The sequence below is a fragment of the Streptomyces sp. So13.3 genome, assembly GCF_005860785.2.
Lineage (GTDB): Bacteria > Actinomycetota > Actinomycetes > Streptomycetales > Streptomycetaceae > Actinacidiphila > Actinacidiphila fildesensis.
Window position 1 is genome coordinate 1771239 of the sequence record NZ_CP048835.1, and the last position, 13681, is coordinate 1784919.

A 13681-nucleotide genomic window follows, 5' to 3' on the forward strand; every position below is an offset into this window, starting at 1 on the left:
GTATCAATACATACTTGCGAATGTGGCAACACAATATGCGATCAGTGGTACAACCGCCAAGGGCATTGCCGCGTCCGTCGAACGTGCGGTGGCGGACGGCTCGCTGCCGCCCGGCAGCGCCATGCCGCCGGTGCGCAGGCTCGCCGAGGATCTCGGGGTGAGTCCGGGCACCGTGGCCACGGCCTACAAGGAGTTGCGCCAGCGCGGCATCGTGCTGACCCGCGGGCGCGGCGGAACGGTGGTCGCCGAGGCCCCCTCCGTCGGGACGAGTGGCTCGCGCCGCCCGCCCAAGACCCCGGAGGGCGTACGGAGTCTGGCCGGCGGCCACCCCGATCCGGCGTTCCTGCCCGATCTGGTGCCGCCGTCCCGGGTGACCCCGGGGCCCGGTTCGCACCGGACCTCGCCGCGGCTGCCGGAACTGGAAGCGGTGGCCCGCCGCTGGTTCGGGCGCGACGGCGTACCGGCAGCACACGTGACGTTCGCCCATGGCGCGCTGGACTGCATCGGCCGGCTGCTCTCGGCCGAACTGCGGCCGGGCGACGCCGTGGCGATGGAGGACCCGGGCTTCCACCGGCTGCTGGACCTCGCTCCGGCGCTGGGGCTGCGCATCGTTCCGGTGGCGGTGGACGAGGAGGGGATGCGGCCGGAGGCGCTGCGGGCCGCGCTGCGCGCGGGGGCCAGGGCGGTGGTCTGCATGCCGCGCTCGCAGAGCCCGCTGGGCGCGTGCTTCTCCGAGCGGCGCCGGGCGGACCTGCTGGCGGTGCTGACCGCGGCCCCCGAGGTGCTGGTCATCGAGGACGACTACACGGCGGACACCTCCGGGGTCCCGCTGCACTCCCTCACCACCGGCGGCCTCCCCCGCTGGGCGCAGGTCCGTACCGTGTCCAAGCATCTGGGCAGCGACCTGCGGTGGGCCGCGCTCGCCTGCGACGAGACGTCGCTGGCCCGGCACGACGGGCTGCTGCTGCTCACCTCGGGCTGGGTGAGCCATGTGCTGCAGGAGACGGTGCTGCGGCTGCTCACGGATCCGGCGACGGCAGCGCTGGTGGCGCGGGCCGAGGCCGCGTACACCGCCCGCCGGGAGGCGCTGATCGGTGAACTGGCGCACCGCGGGATCACCGCGCACGGCCGGAGCGGGCTGAACGTCTGGGTGCCGGTCAGGGACGAGTCGGCGGTGGTCAACGGACTGCGGTCGCACGGGTGGTGGGTCGCGGGCGGCGCCCGGTTCCGTACCGCGTCGGCGCCCGGGGTGCGGATCACCACGGCGGCCCTGCCGGTGGAGGAGGCGGCCCGGCTGGCGGGCGACTTCGCGGCAGTGCTGGGTGAGTCGGAAAGCACCTACGGAGGTTGACGGGTCATCAGTGACTCCTGTCGTGAACCTTGACGTGCACCTGGTGGTCAAGTATTCACGTACTGGGCGGCATTGGTACAGACCTATGGGAGTCCAGTATGCGAAGATCCCTCACGCTCGTCCTGGCACTGTTCGGGACGCTCGTCCTGTTCCTCACGCCGCCCGCCGCCGCGGCGGGCGGTGCCTCGGCGGCGTTCAGCAAGACCTCCGACTGGGGCTCGGGCTACCAGGCCCAGTACCGGATCACCAACGGCGGCACCTCCACCCTGACCAGCTGGAAGGTCGAGTTCGACCTGCCGTCGGGAAGCAGTGTCGGCAGCTACTGGGACGCGCTGCTCACCAAGAACGCCTCGCACTACACGTTCACCAACCGGGACTACAACGGCACCCTGGCACCCGGCGCGTCAGCGGTCTTCGGCTGGGTCGCCGCCGGAACCGGCACCCCGGCCAACTGCCTGCTGAACGGCGGCTCCTGCGAGGCGGGGCCGCCCGACACCACCGCCCCATCGGTACCCGGCGGCGTCACCGTCGGCTCGGCCACCGGCTCCTCGCTCACCGTGCGGTGGACGGCCTCCACCGACAACTCCGGTTCGGTCGCCGGCTACGAGGTCTCCCGGGACGGCGCCGCACCCGTGGCCGTGACCGGCACCTCGTACACCGCCACCGGACTGCAGGCCACCACCAGCTACAGCTTCCGGGTCCGGGCCAAGGACGCGGCGGGCAACACCTCCGCCTACAGCGCGGTTGCCGGCGGCACCACGACCACGGGCGGCGGCCCGGGCCCCGGCACCGTGCACACCGCCCCGTATGTCGACATGGGTGCCTGGCCGACGCCGAGCATGCCCGCCATGGCCTCCGCGAGCGGGCTGAAGAGCTTCACCATGGCCTTCATCACCGCCTCCAGCTGCAAGGCCATGTGGTTCAACGCCTATGACCCGCGGGCCGGTTGGGCCAAGGACCAGGTCGACGCCATCCGGGCGGGCGGCGGCGACGTGAAGATCTCCTTCGGCGGCGCCTCCGGATCGGAACTCGCCCAGGCCTGCACCACCGTCGACTCGCTGTACGCGGAGTACGACGCCGTCGTCACCGCGTACGGCCTGACCTACGCCGACTTCGACATCGAAGGGGCGGCCACCGCCGAACCCGCCTCCATCAGCCGTCGCTCCCAGGCGCTGGCCCGGCTCCAGCAGGCGCACCCCGGGCTGCGGATCTCGCTCACCCTGCCGGTGCTGCCCGAGGGTCTGACGGCGGACGGGATCACCATCGTGAAGTCCGCGCGCGACGCGGGCGTCACCCTCGACGCCGTCAACGTCATGGCCATGGACTACTACCGCGCCACGGACTACGGTGATGCGGCCGTCCAGGCGGCGCAGAGCACCCAGGCGCAGCTCAAGACCCTGTACCCCGCCAAGACCGACGCCCAGTTGTGGGCGATGACCGGCGTCACCCCGATGCTCGGCCAGAACGACGACGGGCACATCTTCGACCAGGCCGACTCCCGGCAGCTCGTGTCGTTCGCCCAGGGCAAGCACCTGGGCATGCTCGGCTTCTGGGAGGAGACCCGCGACCGCAACGCCTGCAACGGGGCGTTGTACATGTGCACCAACGTCCCGCAGTCGCCCTACGAGTTCTCGAAGATCTTCGCCCAGTACACCGGGTGAGGGCGGCGCCGTGCTGACGCGGTCGGCCGCGTCAGCACGGCACACGCCGTCAGGAATCTAGGCCCGGCGGTCCTGTGCCAGCCGCTCGTAGAAGCGCAGCACCTCGATGTCGTCGACGGAGCCGGGGTTGACCGTCCTGTCCAGCGCCGCGCCCTGCATCAGGCGTTTGACGGGGACCTCCAGGCGCTTGCCGGTGAGGGTGTGGGGCACCGCGGGAACGGCGATGACCTCGTCCGGGACATGGCGCGGGGAGAGCTCGGCGCGGATCGCGTCCTTGATGCGGCCGCGCAGCCCGTCGTCGAGCGCGGCGCCCTGCGCGAGGTGGACGAAGAGCGGCATCCAGTAGCCGCCGTCCGGCAGTTCGACGCCGATGACGAGCGACTCGCGGATCTCCGGGAGGCGTTCGACGGCCTCGTAGATGTCGGCGGAGCCCATCCGGACGCCCTGCCGGTTGAGGGTGGAGTCGGAGCGGCCGTGGATGATCACGGTGCCGCGCGAGGTGATGGTGATCCAGTCGCCGTGCCGCCACACGCCGGGGAACATCTCGAAGTAGCTCTCGCGGTAGCGGGCGTCCCCGGGGTCGTTCCAGAACCGCACCGGCATCGACGGCATGGGGTTGGTGACGACCAGCTCACCGACCTCGTCGATGACCGGCCGGCCGGACACGTCCCACGCCTGCAGGTCGGTGCCCAGCCCCGCGGCCTGCAGTTCCCCGATGTGGACGGGAAGGGTGGGAACGCCGCCTGCGAAGCAGCTGCACACATCGGTGCCGCCGCTGACGGACGCGATCCAGACGTCCTCCTTGACCTCCTCGTGGATCCAGCGGAACCCGTCGGGCGGCAGCGGTGAGCCGGTCGAGGCGACGCACTTGACCGCCGAGAGGTCGAAGTCGTGCCCTGGCCGGACCCCGGCCTTGCGGCAGGCCATGACGTAGGCGGCGGAGGTACCGAAGACGGTGGCACCGGTCCGCTCGGCGATCCGCCACTGCGCGCCGGTGTCGGGGTAGCCGGGGCTGCCGTCGTAGAGCACGACGGTGGCGCCGGCCAGCAGGCCCGACACCAGGAAGTTCCACATCATCCAGCCGGTGGAGGTGTACCAGAAGAAGCGGTCGCCGGGACCGAGGTCCATGTGCAGGCCGGTCTGCTTGAGGTGCTCCAGCAGGATGCCGCCCTGGGACTGGACGATGGCCTTGGGCAGGCCGGTGGTGCCCGAGGAGTACAGCACCCACAGCGGATGGTCGAAGGGCACCTGCTCGTACGCGGGAGCGGTGTCGTCCGAGACGACGCTGTCCCACTCCAGCGCACCGTCCGGCGCCGGTGTGCCGAGCACCGGGATGTGGATGACGGCGCGCAGCGACGGCAGCTCGGCCCGCAGCTCGGCGACGCTGTCCGTCCGGTCGTGCTCCTTGCCGCCGTAGCGGTAGCCGTCGACGGCGAACAGGACCACGGGCTCGACCTGCTGGAAGCGGTCCAGGACGCTGCGGGCGCCGAAGTCCGGGGCGCAGGAGGTCCACACGCCGCCCACGGCGGCGGTGGCGAGCAGGGCGACGACGGCCTGCGGGATGTTGGGCAGATAGCCGCTGACGCGGTCGCCGGGAGCGACGCCGAGGTCGCGCAGCCGGCCGGCGACGGAGGCGACCTGCCGGCTCAGCTCGGCCCAGCTGGTCTCGGCGATTTCCGGCCGTTCGTCCAGATGGACCAGGGCGGGCGTGTCGGCGCGCTCCGGGTCCAGGGCCGGACGCAGCGCGTGCTCGGCGTAGTTGAGGGCCGAGCCGGTGAACCACTGGGCGCCCGGCATGGACGCGTCGCCGAGCACGGCCTCGTAGGGGGTGGAGAACCGCACCTGGAACCACTCCGCGACGGCCCCCCAGAAGACCGCCGGCTCCCGTACCGACCAGGCGTGCAGCGCCCGGTAGCTCGCGAGCGGGTCCGCGGGATCGCCGGCCGGGGCGCCGTGGTGCTGCGCGGCCCAGGCCTGGAAGTGGGTGATCCGCGCGCCGGCGACCCGCTCGGGGCCGGGGGTCCACAAGGGCTCCGGGGCGTGGGCGGGCTCGGTCGTGGTGCTCATGGGGCGGCTCCCGGACGGTACGACGAGACGGGTACGGCGACACGTCGCTCTGTGTGCGGCTGGACCCTGCGCGGGCGGAATGTCCTACGGCAGGGCTGGGCAGGACGATGCCATGTGATCGTCTTCGGCGCCAGGGCGGGACCCCCACAACGGGGAATGCCGCGATGTGGTTCACCTACAGGTGAACGCTGGCTGAACGCGCGGTACGGCGGCCGGGAGCAGTGGAAGGGTGGGCGCCATGGATTCTCGGGACCTGGTGCGGTCGGTACGGATGGTCGGGTCCGCGAACGGCCTGCGGACACTGCGGTCCGCGTGGCGCAGACAGCGCACCGACGGGCGGGACCTGCCGCGGCGGGGAGCGGAACGGGCCCGGGTGCCCGGCCCCGCGCAGGGGGTGGAGCCGCTGCCGGGCGGCGGGGTGGTGCGGTTCACCCGCTCGTCGCTGCGGGTGCGGGTCGCGGTGGGCGGCGCGGTGTTCTGCGGCTGGGACGGGGCCGAGCCGGAGCCGTCGTACGCGCTGTGGGGGTCGCCCCGGACGGATTTCGGGGGAGAGTGCCCGCCGGTGGACACCCGCGTGGAGCTGGAGAGCGACCGCAACGGGGACGGCTGGCGGGTCGTGTCGGAGCGGGTGACGGTGCTGGTCTCGCGCCACGGTGCGGTGGAGTTCCGTACCCCGGGCGGCATACTGCTGCGGCGCGATCTGCCGCCCCGCTGGTGGGATCCGGCGGGCCGGGAGCCGGGTGACCGCACCCGCTGGGTGCAGCGTTCGGAGACCGCCGCGGACGCGTGTGTGTTCGGCCTGGGCGGCCGGGCGTCGGGACCGCGGCTGCGGGAGGGCTCGTACCGGCTGTGGAACACCGACCCGGGCGGTTCCTTCGGCCCCGGCGACGACCCGCTGTACATCACCATGCCGGTGCAGATGGTGGTCGCGGACGCCAGCTGTCATCTGGTCTTCCACGACAACACGTGGGACGGCCATGTGACGCTGCGCGACGGGGAGGAGGGCGCCGGCTCCGGGCACGACCGGCCGGGCGGCTGCGAGCTGCGGGTCGACGGCGGGCCGCTGCGCTACTGGGTGCTGACCGGCTCGCCGGCCCGGATCCTGGCGGGCTGGACGGCGCTGACCGGCCGGCCCGCGCTGCCGCCGCGCTGGGCGCTGGGCTACCAGCACTCGCGCTGGGGCTTCGGCAGCGAGCAGGAGGTCCGCAGGGTCGCGGCGGGCTTCCGCGAGCGCGGGCTGCCGCTGTCGGCGCTGCACCTGGACATCGACCACTACGACGGGCACCGGGTCTTCACCGTGGACCGGGAGCGGTTCCCCGATCTCCCCGGGCTCGCCGCGGAGCTGCGGCGCGACGGGGTGCGGCTGGTGTCGATCGTCGATCCGGCGGTGAAGGCGGAGCCGGGCAACCCGGTGTACGACAGCGGGACGGCCGCCGGGGCGTTCGTACGGGACGCCCGGGGCCAGGAGGTGCGCGGCGTGGTGTGGCCGGGCGAGGCGGTCTTCCCGGACTTCACCGACGCGCGGGTCCGCAAGTGGTGGGGAGCGCTGTACGCGGAGCGGCTGGCGCAGGGCTTCGCCGGGGTGTGGCACGACATGAACGAGCCGGTGTCGTTCGCCGCGTTCGGCGAGCCGACCCTGCCACGGTCGGCCCGGCACGCCCTGGAGGGGCGCGGTGGCGACCACCGCGAGGCCCACAACGTCTACGGGCTGGCGATGACCCGCGCCGGCTACGAGGCGCTGCGGGAACTGGAGCCCGACACCCGGCCGTTCTTGTTCTCCCGCTCCGGCTGGGCGGGCATGCAGCGGTACGGCGGGACGTGGTCGGGCGATGTGACCACCGGCTGGTCCGGGCTGCGGGCCTCGCTGTCGCTGGTGATCGGGCTGGGGCTGTGCGGGGTGCCGTACTCCGGGCCCGACGTCGGCGGGTTCACCGGAACACCGTCCCCCGAGCTCTATCTGCGCTGGTTCCAGCTCGGTGCCTTCCTGCCGTTCTTCCGCACCCATTCGGCGATCACGGCGGGGCGGCGGGAACCGTGGGAGTTCGGGCCGCAGGTCGAGGAGCACGCGGCGGCCGCGCTGCGGGAACGGAAGCGGCTGCTGCCGTACTTCGACACCCTCGCCCACGTGGCACGGCGTACCGGCGCACCGTACGTCCGGCCGCTGTGGTGGAACGACCCGGAGGACCGCAGGCTGCGCGGCTGCGGGGACGCCTTCCTGCTGGGCGACGCCCTGTTGGTGGCCCCGGTCCTGGAGCGCGGCTCGGTCACCCGCGCGATCCGGCTGCCGCGGGGCCGCTGGTACGACACCGCGACCGGCACCGCGTACGAGGGGCCGGGACAGATCCTGCTGGACGCGCCGCTCGGCCGGATCCCGGTGCTGGCGCGGGCCGGAGCGGTCCTGCCGGTGACGGGCGACGACGGCGCCGTGGAACTGGAGGTGTGGGCCCCGGTGGCGGGGCGCACCGGCGGCGGGATCCTCTTCACCGATGAAGGCGACGGCTGGGCCGCACCGCTGGTGGAGCGCTTCACGACCCGGCTGGCCGACGGGCAGGTGGTGGTGGAGCGCGACGGGGAGGACGAGGTGGGCCACCGGGTGCGGGTGCGCGGCCTGCCGGAGTGACGGGGGTGACGGAGTGACGGCCGCCGACGGGACGGCCGTCGGTACGACGCTCTCAGCGGGCTCCGGGCCGGACCGTCCTGTCGCCGTGTTCGCCGTAACCGCCGTCGAACCAGCGGCGGACCGCCAGGGTGTGCAGCGGGAACGCCAACTCGGCGGGCTCGTACAGCACTTCCCAGCCCTCGGTCTCGTCGGTGGGGACCGACGCCGGCAGGTCGGCGGCGTCCCGGAGCGGCAGCAGCCCGAAGACGAGCAGGAACCCGCCCTCCGCGTCGGTGAGGGTGTCGGCGAGCGCGGGGTCGGCCGCGGCCACGATCCCGGTCTCCTCGAGGAGCTCCCGCACCACGGCCTGCTCCCAGGTCTCACCGTGGTCGATGAATCCACCGGGGAGGGCGAGGAGTCCGCGGCCGGGCTCGATGGTGCGGCGGATGACGGCGAGCCCGGTGCCCGCGTCGTCGCGGACCGGGAGCAGCGTGATCGCGACCGGCAGCGGGTTGCGGTAGGCGGTGGCGCCGCAGGCGGCGCAGGTCCGCGGCCATCCGGCGGCGGGGCCGAACGCCGTTCCGCAGGAGGAGCAGTGGGAGTCCTTCTCACGATCGGGCACGCCGGGACTGTATCCGATCACCCGCACCGGGAGCATCAACTCCGGGATCACCCGCCCGCGTCACCGATCCGCGACACTGTTCCGCGTCAACGATCACGCCTGGCCCGAACGATCACGCCTGACTCCGTCCGACACATCCGTCCGACCGCTGGAGGACCCATGCCACGACTCACGACCGTGCTCCGCACCCTCGCCGTGTCCGTCGCCACGCTCATCGCCGTCGCTGCGGGCACCGCCGCCGCACCGGCGCAGGCACGGTCCGGGGACGGGCACGGGGGCGGCGGGCCGAAGGCCCCCAAGGCGTTCGTGGCGCTGCGGGACGTCGACCCGACGATCCTCCAGGAGATGCGCTACGCCACCGCGCACAACTTCGTCGGGGTGCCCATCGACGGCTACCGGCAGCCGATCTGCCTGCTGACCCGGCCGGCCGCCGAGGCCCTGCACGCGGCGCAGTTGAAGCTACTGCGCCGCGGGTACTCGCTCAAGGTGTACGACTGCTACCGGCCGCAGCGCGCCGTCGACCACTTCGTGGCGTGGGCCAAGGACCTCGACGACCAGCGGATGAAGAGCGAGTTCTATCCGAATGTCGACAAGTCGCGGCTGTTCGAGGACGGTTACATCGCGGCCAGGTCCGGGCACAGCCGGGGCAGCACCATGGATGTGACCATCGTGCGACTCTCGGGCGGGAGCGTCGACATGGGGACCCCGTTCGACTACTTCGACACGCTCTCGCACACCCTGGACCCGCGGATCCAGGGTGTGCAGCGGGAGAACCGCCTGCTGCTCAAGGGCACCCTCGAAGGACTGGGCTTCGTCAATCTCGCCGAGGAGTGGTGGCACTACACGTACACACCCGAGCGGTTCCCCGACACGTACTTCGACTTCCCGGTCTCCCGGCGGTCCCTGACGTCCGCGCACGTCGGCCCGTAGGACTCCAGCGCGACGGGTACGGACAGCGCCTCGCCGACGGCGGCCGACCAGGCGGCCGGGTCGGCACCGGGGGTCTCCCAGACGGCCGGTCTGGCCGCCTCCAGACGGGCCGTCAACCCGGCCTGGCGCCCCAGATCGCCGGGGGCGCCGGCCGGCAGGCGTTCGACCAGCCGCCCGTCCATGCCGTAGGCGCGGGCGATCCGCAGTCCGGGGCAGCGGGCGGGGGCGTCGAGATGGGTGACTGCCAGCGCGTCCACTCCCCCGCAGACCTCGACGGCGTAGGCGTGCGCCACCGCGTCGAAGTGCCCGGTGCGGAAAGCGCCCTGCCAGCGGCCGTGACCGTTGTGCGGTTCCGGCAGCTCCCGGGCGAGTTCCGGGTCCTCGGTGACGAGCGGTCCTGGACCGTGCCGGGTGGTGTACGTGCGCACGACACCGAGCTTCAGCGCCGTGCCCGCCCCGCCCGCCTCGGCCAGCAGCGTCTCGGCGTTGGCGAAGGTGGTGGTCGACCATGTCGTGTACGGGTGGAAGCCGTGCCACTCGTCGAGGAGGACGCCCTGCGCGCCCTCGAAGACGACCGGCCCCTCGGCCAGCAGCCGCGTGAGATGCCCCTCGCCGGCCAGGGTGACCGCGCGGGCGAACGCCGCGAAGGCGTCCGCGCAGTGCTCGACGGGCGGCGCCGGCAGCCGCCCCAGCTCGTCGGACAACCGGTCGCGCAGCAGCCCGAGTTTGCGCAGCAGACGGGGACGGGAGACGCAGTCGCCCACCCGGGGCGCGTCCTCGGGGTGGGCGAGCGCGTAGGCCGCGGTCTCGCCGATGCCCATCCCGCACGAGCCGTGCCGCTCCCCGCCGCGGGCCTGTTCGCGCAGCCGGTTGGCGGCCGCGTGGTACGGGGTGGTGAGCGCGGCGTCCCGGTCGACGGTGAGCAGCGACAGCGGGTCCCGGACGCCGAGCGCGGTGAGGTGGTCCGCCTCGGCGGCCAGTGCGAGCGGGTCGACGAGCATGAAGCGGGACAGGTACGTGGGTGTCCCGCGCAGGGTGCCGGAGCCGAACTGGGCGAAGGTGTGGTGGCGTCCGTCGGGTGTGACGACGTTGTGCGCGGCCTGGGCGCCGCCGTTGAAGCGGACCACCGCCCGGACCGGCTCCGCCGAGCAGAGCCGGTCCACGACGGCACCCTTGCCCGCGTCCCCGTAGCCGAGGTCGGCGACGATGGTGTGCATGGTCCCTCCGGGGTGGTTCGTTGGTCGCTTCGGCGAGGCGGTCGCCTCCGCGCGGTGCGGTGCGAAGGTCGGGGGCCCGCCGGGGTATCTCCTCGGGCGGCGAACGCGCGTGTCCGCTCGAAGGTGCCGGTCGGGTTCGTCCGCCGCCCTGCGGGGACACCCCGCCGTGCCCCCGCCGGCGCGTCCCTGTTCAGCTCACAGACGCGTCGTACCCGCGGCTCCGGTGGTGGTCGCGCCGTCGATCAGGGGGGCGCCTGCGGCCGGGCCGGTGGCGCGGTCGCGGCCGATCGCGGCGAGGGCCTTGCCGACCGAGGCGCCCGCGTCCGAGCCGACGTCGTCGAGGTCGGCGAGCCCCTCCGCGAGGTCGATGGCCTCCTCGCCGAGACCGATGGTGAGCGCGATCGTCTCGCAGACCGCGTCCAGGTCGTCGAGTTCGATGACGTTCTGGCCGAGCAGCTTGCGCCACAGGCCGAGGACTTCGGTGTTGCCGACGTACGAGGACCCGGCCGGGAGGATGTAGTACACGTCGAACTTCCGGCGCAGCTCGGCGATGATCGCGGTGATCGGGATGTCCTCCCGCAGGTCGTCGCCGATGACGTCGCGGACCTCGCGGGCCTTGACCTTGCCGTACGGCATCTCGTCGCCGATGAGGAACAGATAGCCGCGCCGGCCGCGCTTCTCGTGGCAGTCGATGGAGGTGTGCCGGGCCATCGCGTACATGGCGAGCTCGTACGATTCGGTCATCTGCCCGCCACCGCCGCCCTCCAGCAGGATGTTGCCGAGGTCGTTGTCCATCCGGTTGTCGGACTCGAACTGGCCGAGCTGCAGCGGCACCCGGTCGCAGGTGGCGTCGCCGACCGCGCCGAAGAGGATCTGCGGGTGCTCGACGTAGCCCTTGCGGAGCAGCAGCCCGAACAGCTCGGGCAGTTTGGTCTGCAGTGTCTGCGGGACGGACCGCATCGAGCCGGTCACGTCGAAGAGCACCGAGATGGCGACCGATGCGGGGTGCTCCGCCGAGTCCCGGCTCTCGCGGACGGTGAGGTCCTTGGGGTCGAGGGACGGGTGCGCCGTCCAGGAGCCGCGCGGGGCGGACGAGGTGACGTGGTCGCTGTACGCGAAGGCACCGGCGCCGGATGCGGCGCGGTAGCGTGCGGCGGCGTCGTAGACATTGGTCGACCAGCTTCCGCTGCCCATGGTGTTCCCCCTTGTTGATGTGATCGGGTGTAGTTGTCGGTTTGTCGCTATGCGGCCGGCATGGTGAACGGGCGGAAGGTGCGCGGCCCGTAGAGCCGGTCCAGGAGCTCGTCCAACTCGGCGAGCAGCCGCCACGCGTCGTGCGGCCGGCCCGCCTCACCGGGGAGCGTGCAGCCGCGGATGAAGGCGGCGAGCGGCTTCGGGGTGCGCTCCCCCATCAGGTGCTCCATGCAGCGCGCCGCGAGGTGGAGGTCGGTGGCTTCGGTGACCGGCCGCCGGCCGGGGATCTCGGGCGGATACCGGTCTCGGTGCCGCTCTATGAGGACCGGCGCGGTGGTGCCGGTGGCGGTCGCGTAGCACCAGTCGACGAGCACCAGCCCGTGCAGCCCGGGGTGGATGAGGACGTGTTCGGGGAAGACCGCGCAGTGCACCAGCCGGGCCCGGTGCGCCCAGCCGAGCGCGACCAGCAGCCTGCGCCACATCCAGACGGCGTCCAGCGGGTCGAGGCCCCCGGGGTACGCGGCGGCGACCTCGGCGAGGCTGTGGAAGCCGTCCAGCGGTTCGAGCGCGTTGACCCGGCGCTCGGTGCCGCCGGTGTCGCGGTGCCGGAACGTCTCGATCAGCCGCGGGGCGTAGGCGCGGTGGCGCGGTTCCGCCTCGGTGTCGAGGCGGGTCAGCACAGCGGCCTCGTGCTCGATCAGATCGTTGTCGTACGGCTGCAGCGGGATCTTCAGCAGCGCGTCGTGCCGGGTCCCGTCGGCGCGCCGGTAGGAGGCGCGGCGCAGTACGGCGAGGTCGCCGGTGGCCTGCGGGTCGCCGAGCAGGTACGTGTGCCGGCGGGTGGTGACGGTGCGGGGTGCGGGGTTCGCGGCGTCGAGGTACTCCCGCCACCGCTCGGCCAGGGCCAGGAAGGCGGCGGAGGCTTCCGGCCGGCGGCCGGGCGGCGCGGTGTCGGGGTGCAGCAGCCGGGCCAGCCGGCGGTGCAGCCGGGTGGCGGCCGCCAAGTCCTCGGGGAAGCCGTGGCGCAGGGCGTCCAGTGCCTGGTCGAAGGTGTGGACGGCGCCGCTGGTGAGGGTCATCGCACGGTCTCCTCGCGGTCCGGGCGCAGCAGGGCGGGGTGCAGGAGGCGGGCGTCGCCCGCGCGGTACAGCCGGGCGCGCGGGCCGCCACGGACGCTGCCGTGGGTGGCGGTGCCTCCGGTGGACTCGACGAAGCCGGGGACCGAGAGCACTTTGCGGTGGAAGTTGCCCGCGTGCAGGGTCGCGCCCCAGACGGCTTCGTAGACGGCGCGCAGTTCGGAGATGGTGAATTCCTCGCCGAGGAAGGCGGTGGCCAGCGGCGTGTACTCGATCTTCGAGCGCGCGCGGTCGAGGCCGTCGGCGAGGATTCCGGCGTGGTCGAACGCCAGCTCGGGGCCTTCGGGCCGGCGGCCGGGACCACCCCCGTGGGCCCCGGACCGCCGGCCCTGTTCGTTGGGACGCGGGTCCGCCGCGTCCGGTTGCCATCCGGGTTCAAGTTCTACGACGGAGATCCACGCGGCCGCCGCGGCGTCGCTGCCGGCCCTCGCGTCCGGGAGGTCGGGAGCGAAGGCGAGGTGGGCAACGGAGACCACGTGCATCCGCGGGTCGCGCTCGGGGCGGCCGTACGAACCGAGCTGTTCGAGGTGCACCCGGCCGAGCCCGTCGGCGGCGTCGAGACCGGTCTCCTCGGCGAGCTCCCGGGCCGCGGCCTCGCCGAGCGATTCGCGTCCGGCCCGGACGAATCCGCCGGGCAGCGCCCAGGCGCCCTCGAACGGCGGCGCGCCCCGGCGGACCAGCAGCACATGGAGGGCGCCTTCGCGCAGCGTCAGGGCGACCACGTCGACGGTCACGGCGATCGGGTCGAAGGCGCGCGGGTCGTAGGCGGCGAGGAAGCGGTCCTCCTCCTGCTGCGGTGCCATGGCTTCCCCTCGTCGAGTTCTTCTCACATTGAGTAATTCTCTGTTCGAGAAGAACTTAGCACCGCCCTCTGACGGCGTCCAGGTGTTCGGGGCCTGTCGGC

At 73.1% G+C, this 13681-nt stretch carries 10 protein-coding genes; 4 read left to right on the forward strand and 6 right to left on the reverse strand.

From position 1 onward, the window contains the following. Window positions 1-22: 22 nt before the first annotated feature. Both C8250_RS08185 and C8250_RS08190 read left to right on the forward strand, forming a co-directional pair. A complete protein-coding gene (locus C8250_RS08185; RefSeq protein WP_138357801.1) occupies window positions 23-1351 on the forward strand; it encodes an aminotransferase class I/II-fold pyridoxal phosphate-dependent enzyme in 1329 nt (442 codons plus the stop codon). A gap of 98 nt (window positions 1352-1449) precedes the next feature. Beyond that, window positions 1450-3012 (forward strand): cellulose binding domain-containing protein, encoded by a 1563-nt coding sequence (locus C8250_RS08190; RefSeq protein WP_138357800.1) that lies wholly within the window; start codon window positions 1450-1452, stop codon window positions 3010-3012. Between the two features lie 57 nt (window positions 3013-3069). Here the strand turns inward: C8250_RS08190 and C8250_RS08195 are convergent, their stop codons facing one another. Further along, window positions 3070-5079, reverse strand: a complete 2010-nt coding sequence (locus tag C8250_RS08195; protein WP_138357799.1) for an acetoacetate--CoA ligase — start codon at window positions 5077-5079, stop codon at window positions 3070-3072. Window positions 5080-5317: 238 nt separating this feature from the next. On the opposite strand from C8250_RS08195, the gene C8250_RS08200 reads away from it, so the two are divergent. Further along, window positions 5318-7699 carry a glycoside hydrolase family 31 protein gene (locus C8250_RS08200; RefSeq protein ID WP_138357798.1) on the forward strand — a complete coding sequence of 794 codons (2382 nt, stop codon included), beginning with the start codon at window positions 5318-5320 and terminating at the stop codon, window positions 7697-7699. 52 nt (window positions 7700-7751) lie between these two features. Here the strand turns inward: C8250_RS08200 and C8250_RS08205 are convergent, their stop codons facing one another. Continuing rightward, complete coding sequence (locus C8250_RS08205; protein WP_138357807.1) at window positions 7752-8336, reverse strand: NUDIX domain-containing protein; 585 nt, start codon at window positions 8334-8336, stop codon at window positions 7752-7754. A 123-nt stretch (window positions 8337-8459) separates the two neighbouring features. Here C8250_RS08205 and C8250_RS08210 point away from each other — a divergent pair, with 123 nt between their 5' ends. Beyond that, entirely contained in the window at window positions 8460-9230 is a 771-nt protein-coding gene (locus C8250_RS08210; protein ID WP_138357797.1) for a M15 family metallopeptidase, read from the forward strand. Here C8250_RS08210 and C8250_RS08215 read toward each other — a convergent pair. From C8250_RS08215 to C8250_RS08230, 4 genes are all read right to left on the reverse strand, one after another. After that, window positions 9140-10447 (reverse strand): adenylosuccinate synthetase, encoded by a 1308-nt coding sequence (locus C8250_RS08215; RefSeq protein ID WP_138357796.1) that lies wholly within the window; start codon window positions 10445-10447, stop codon window positions 9140-9142. The two genes, C8250_RS08210 and C8250_RS08215, sit on opposite strands and share 91 nt — an antisense overlap. A gap of 195 nt (window positions 10448-10642) precedes the next feature. Next, on the reverse strand, window positions 10643-11641 hold the full coding sequence (locus C8250_RS08220; protein ID WP_138357795.1) for a hypothetical protein: 999 nt from the start codon (window positions 11639-11641) through the stop codon (window positions 10643-10645). Between the two features lie 47 nt (window positions 11642-11688). Then, window positions 11689-12720, reverse strand: coding sequence for a molecular chaperone DnaJ (locus C8250_RS08225; RefSeq protein WP_138357794.1), 1032 nt, complete (start codon window positions 12718-12720; stop codon window positions 11689-11691). Next, window positions 12717-13580, reverse strand: a complete 864-nt coding sequence (locus C8250_RS08230) for an NUDIX domain-containing protein (protein WP_138357793.1) — start codon at window positions 13578-13580, stop codon at window positions 12717-12719. The genes C8250_RS08225 and C8250_RS08230 overlap by 4 nt, the downstream gene beginning before the upstream one ends. Window positions 13581-13681: the final 101 nt, after the last annotated feature.

Bases quoted from the DNA above. Each gene is read 5' to 3' on its own strand.
- C8250_RS08190 (WP_138357800.1), top strand. From the start codon at position 1,450: ATGCGAAGATCCCTCACGCTCGTCCTGGCACTGTTCGGGACGCTCGTC.
- C8250_RS08195 (WP_138357799.1), bottom strand. From the start codon at position 5,079: ATGAGCACCACGACCGAGCCCGCCCACGCCCCGGAGCCCTTGTGGACC.
- C8250_RS08200 (WP_138357798.1), top strand. From the start codon at position 5,318: ATGGATTCTCGGGACCTGGTGCGGTCGGTACGGATGGTCGGGTCCGCG.
- C8250_RS08205 (WP_138357807.1), bottom strand. From the start codon at position 8,336: ATGCTCCCGGTGCGGGTGATCGGATACAGTCCCGGCGTGCCCGATCGT.
- C8250_RS08210 (WP_138357797.1), top strand. From the start codon at position 8,460: ATGCCACGACTCACGACCGTGCTCCGCACCCTCGCCGTGTCCGTCGCC.
- C8250_RS08215 (WP_138357796.1), bottom strand. From the start codon at position 10,447: ATGCACACCATCGTCGCCGACCTCGGCTACGGGGACGCGGGCAAGGGT.
- C8250_RS08220 (WP_138357795.1), bottom strand. From the start codon at position 11,641: ATGGGCAGCGGAAGCTGGTCGACCAATGTCTACGACGCCGCCGCACGC.
- C8250_RS08225 (WP_138357794.1), bottom strand. From the start codon at position 12,720: ATGACCCTCACCAGCGGCGCCGTCCACACCTTCGACCAGGCACTGGAC.
- C8250_RS08230 (WP_138357793.1), bottom strand. From the start codon at position 13,580: ATGGCACCGCAGCAGGAGGAGGACCGCTTCCTCGCCGCCTACGACCCG.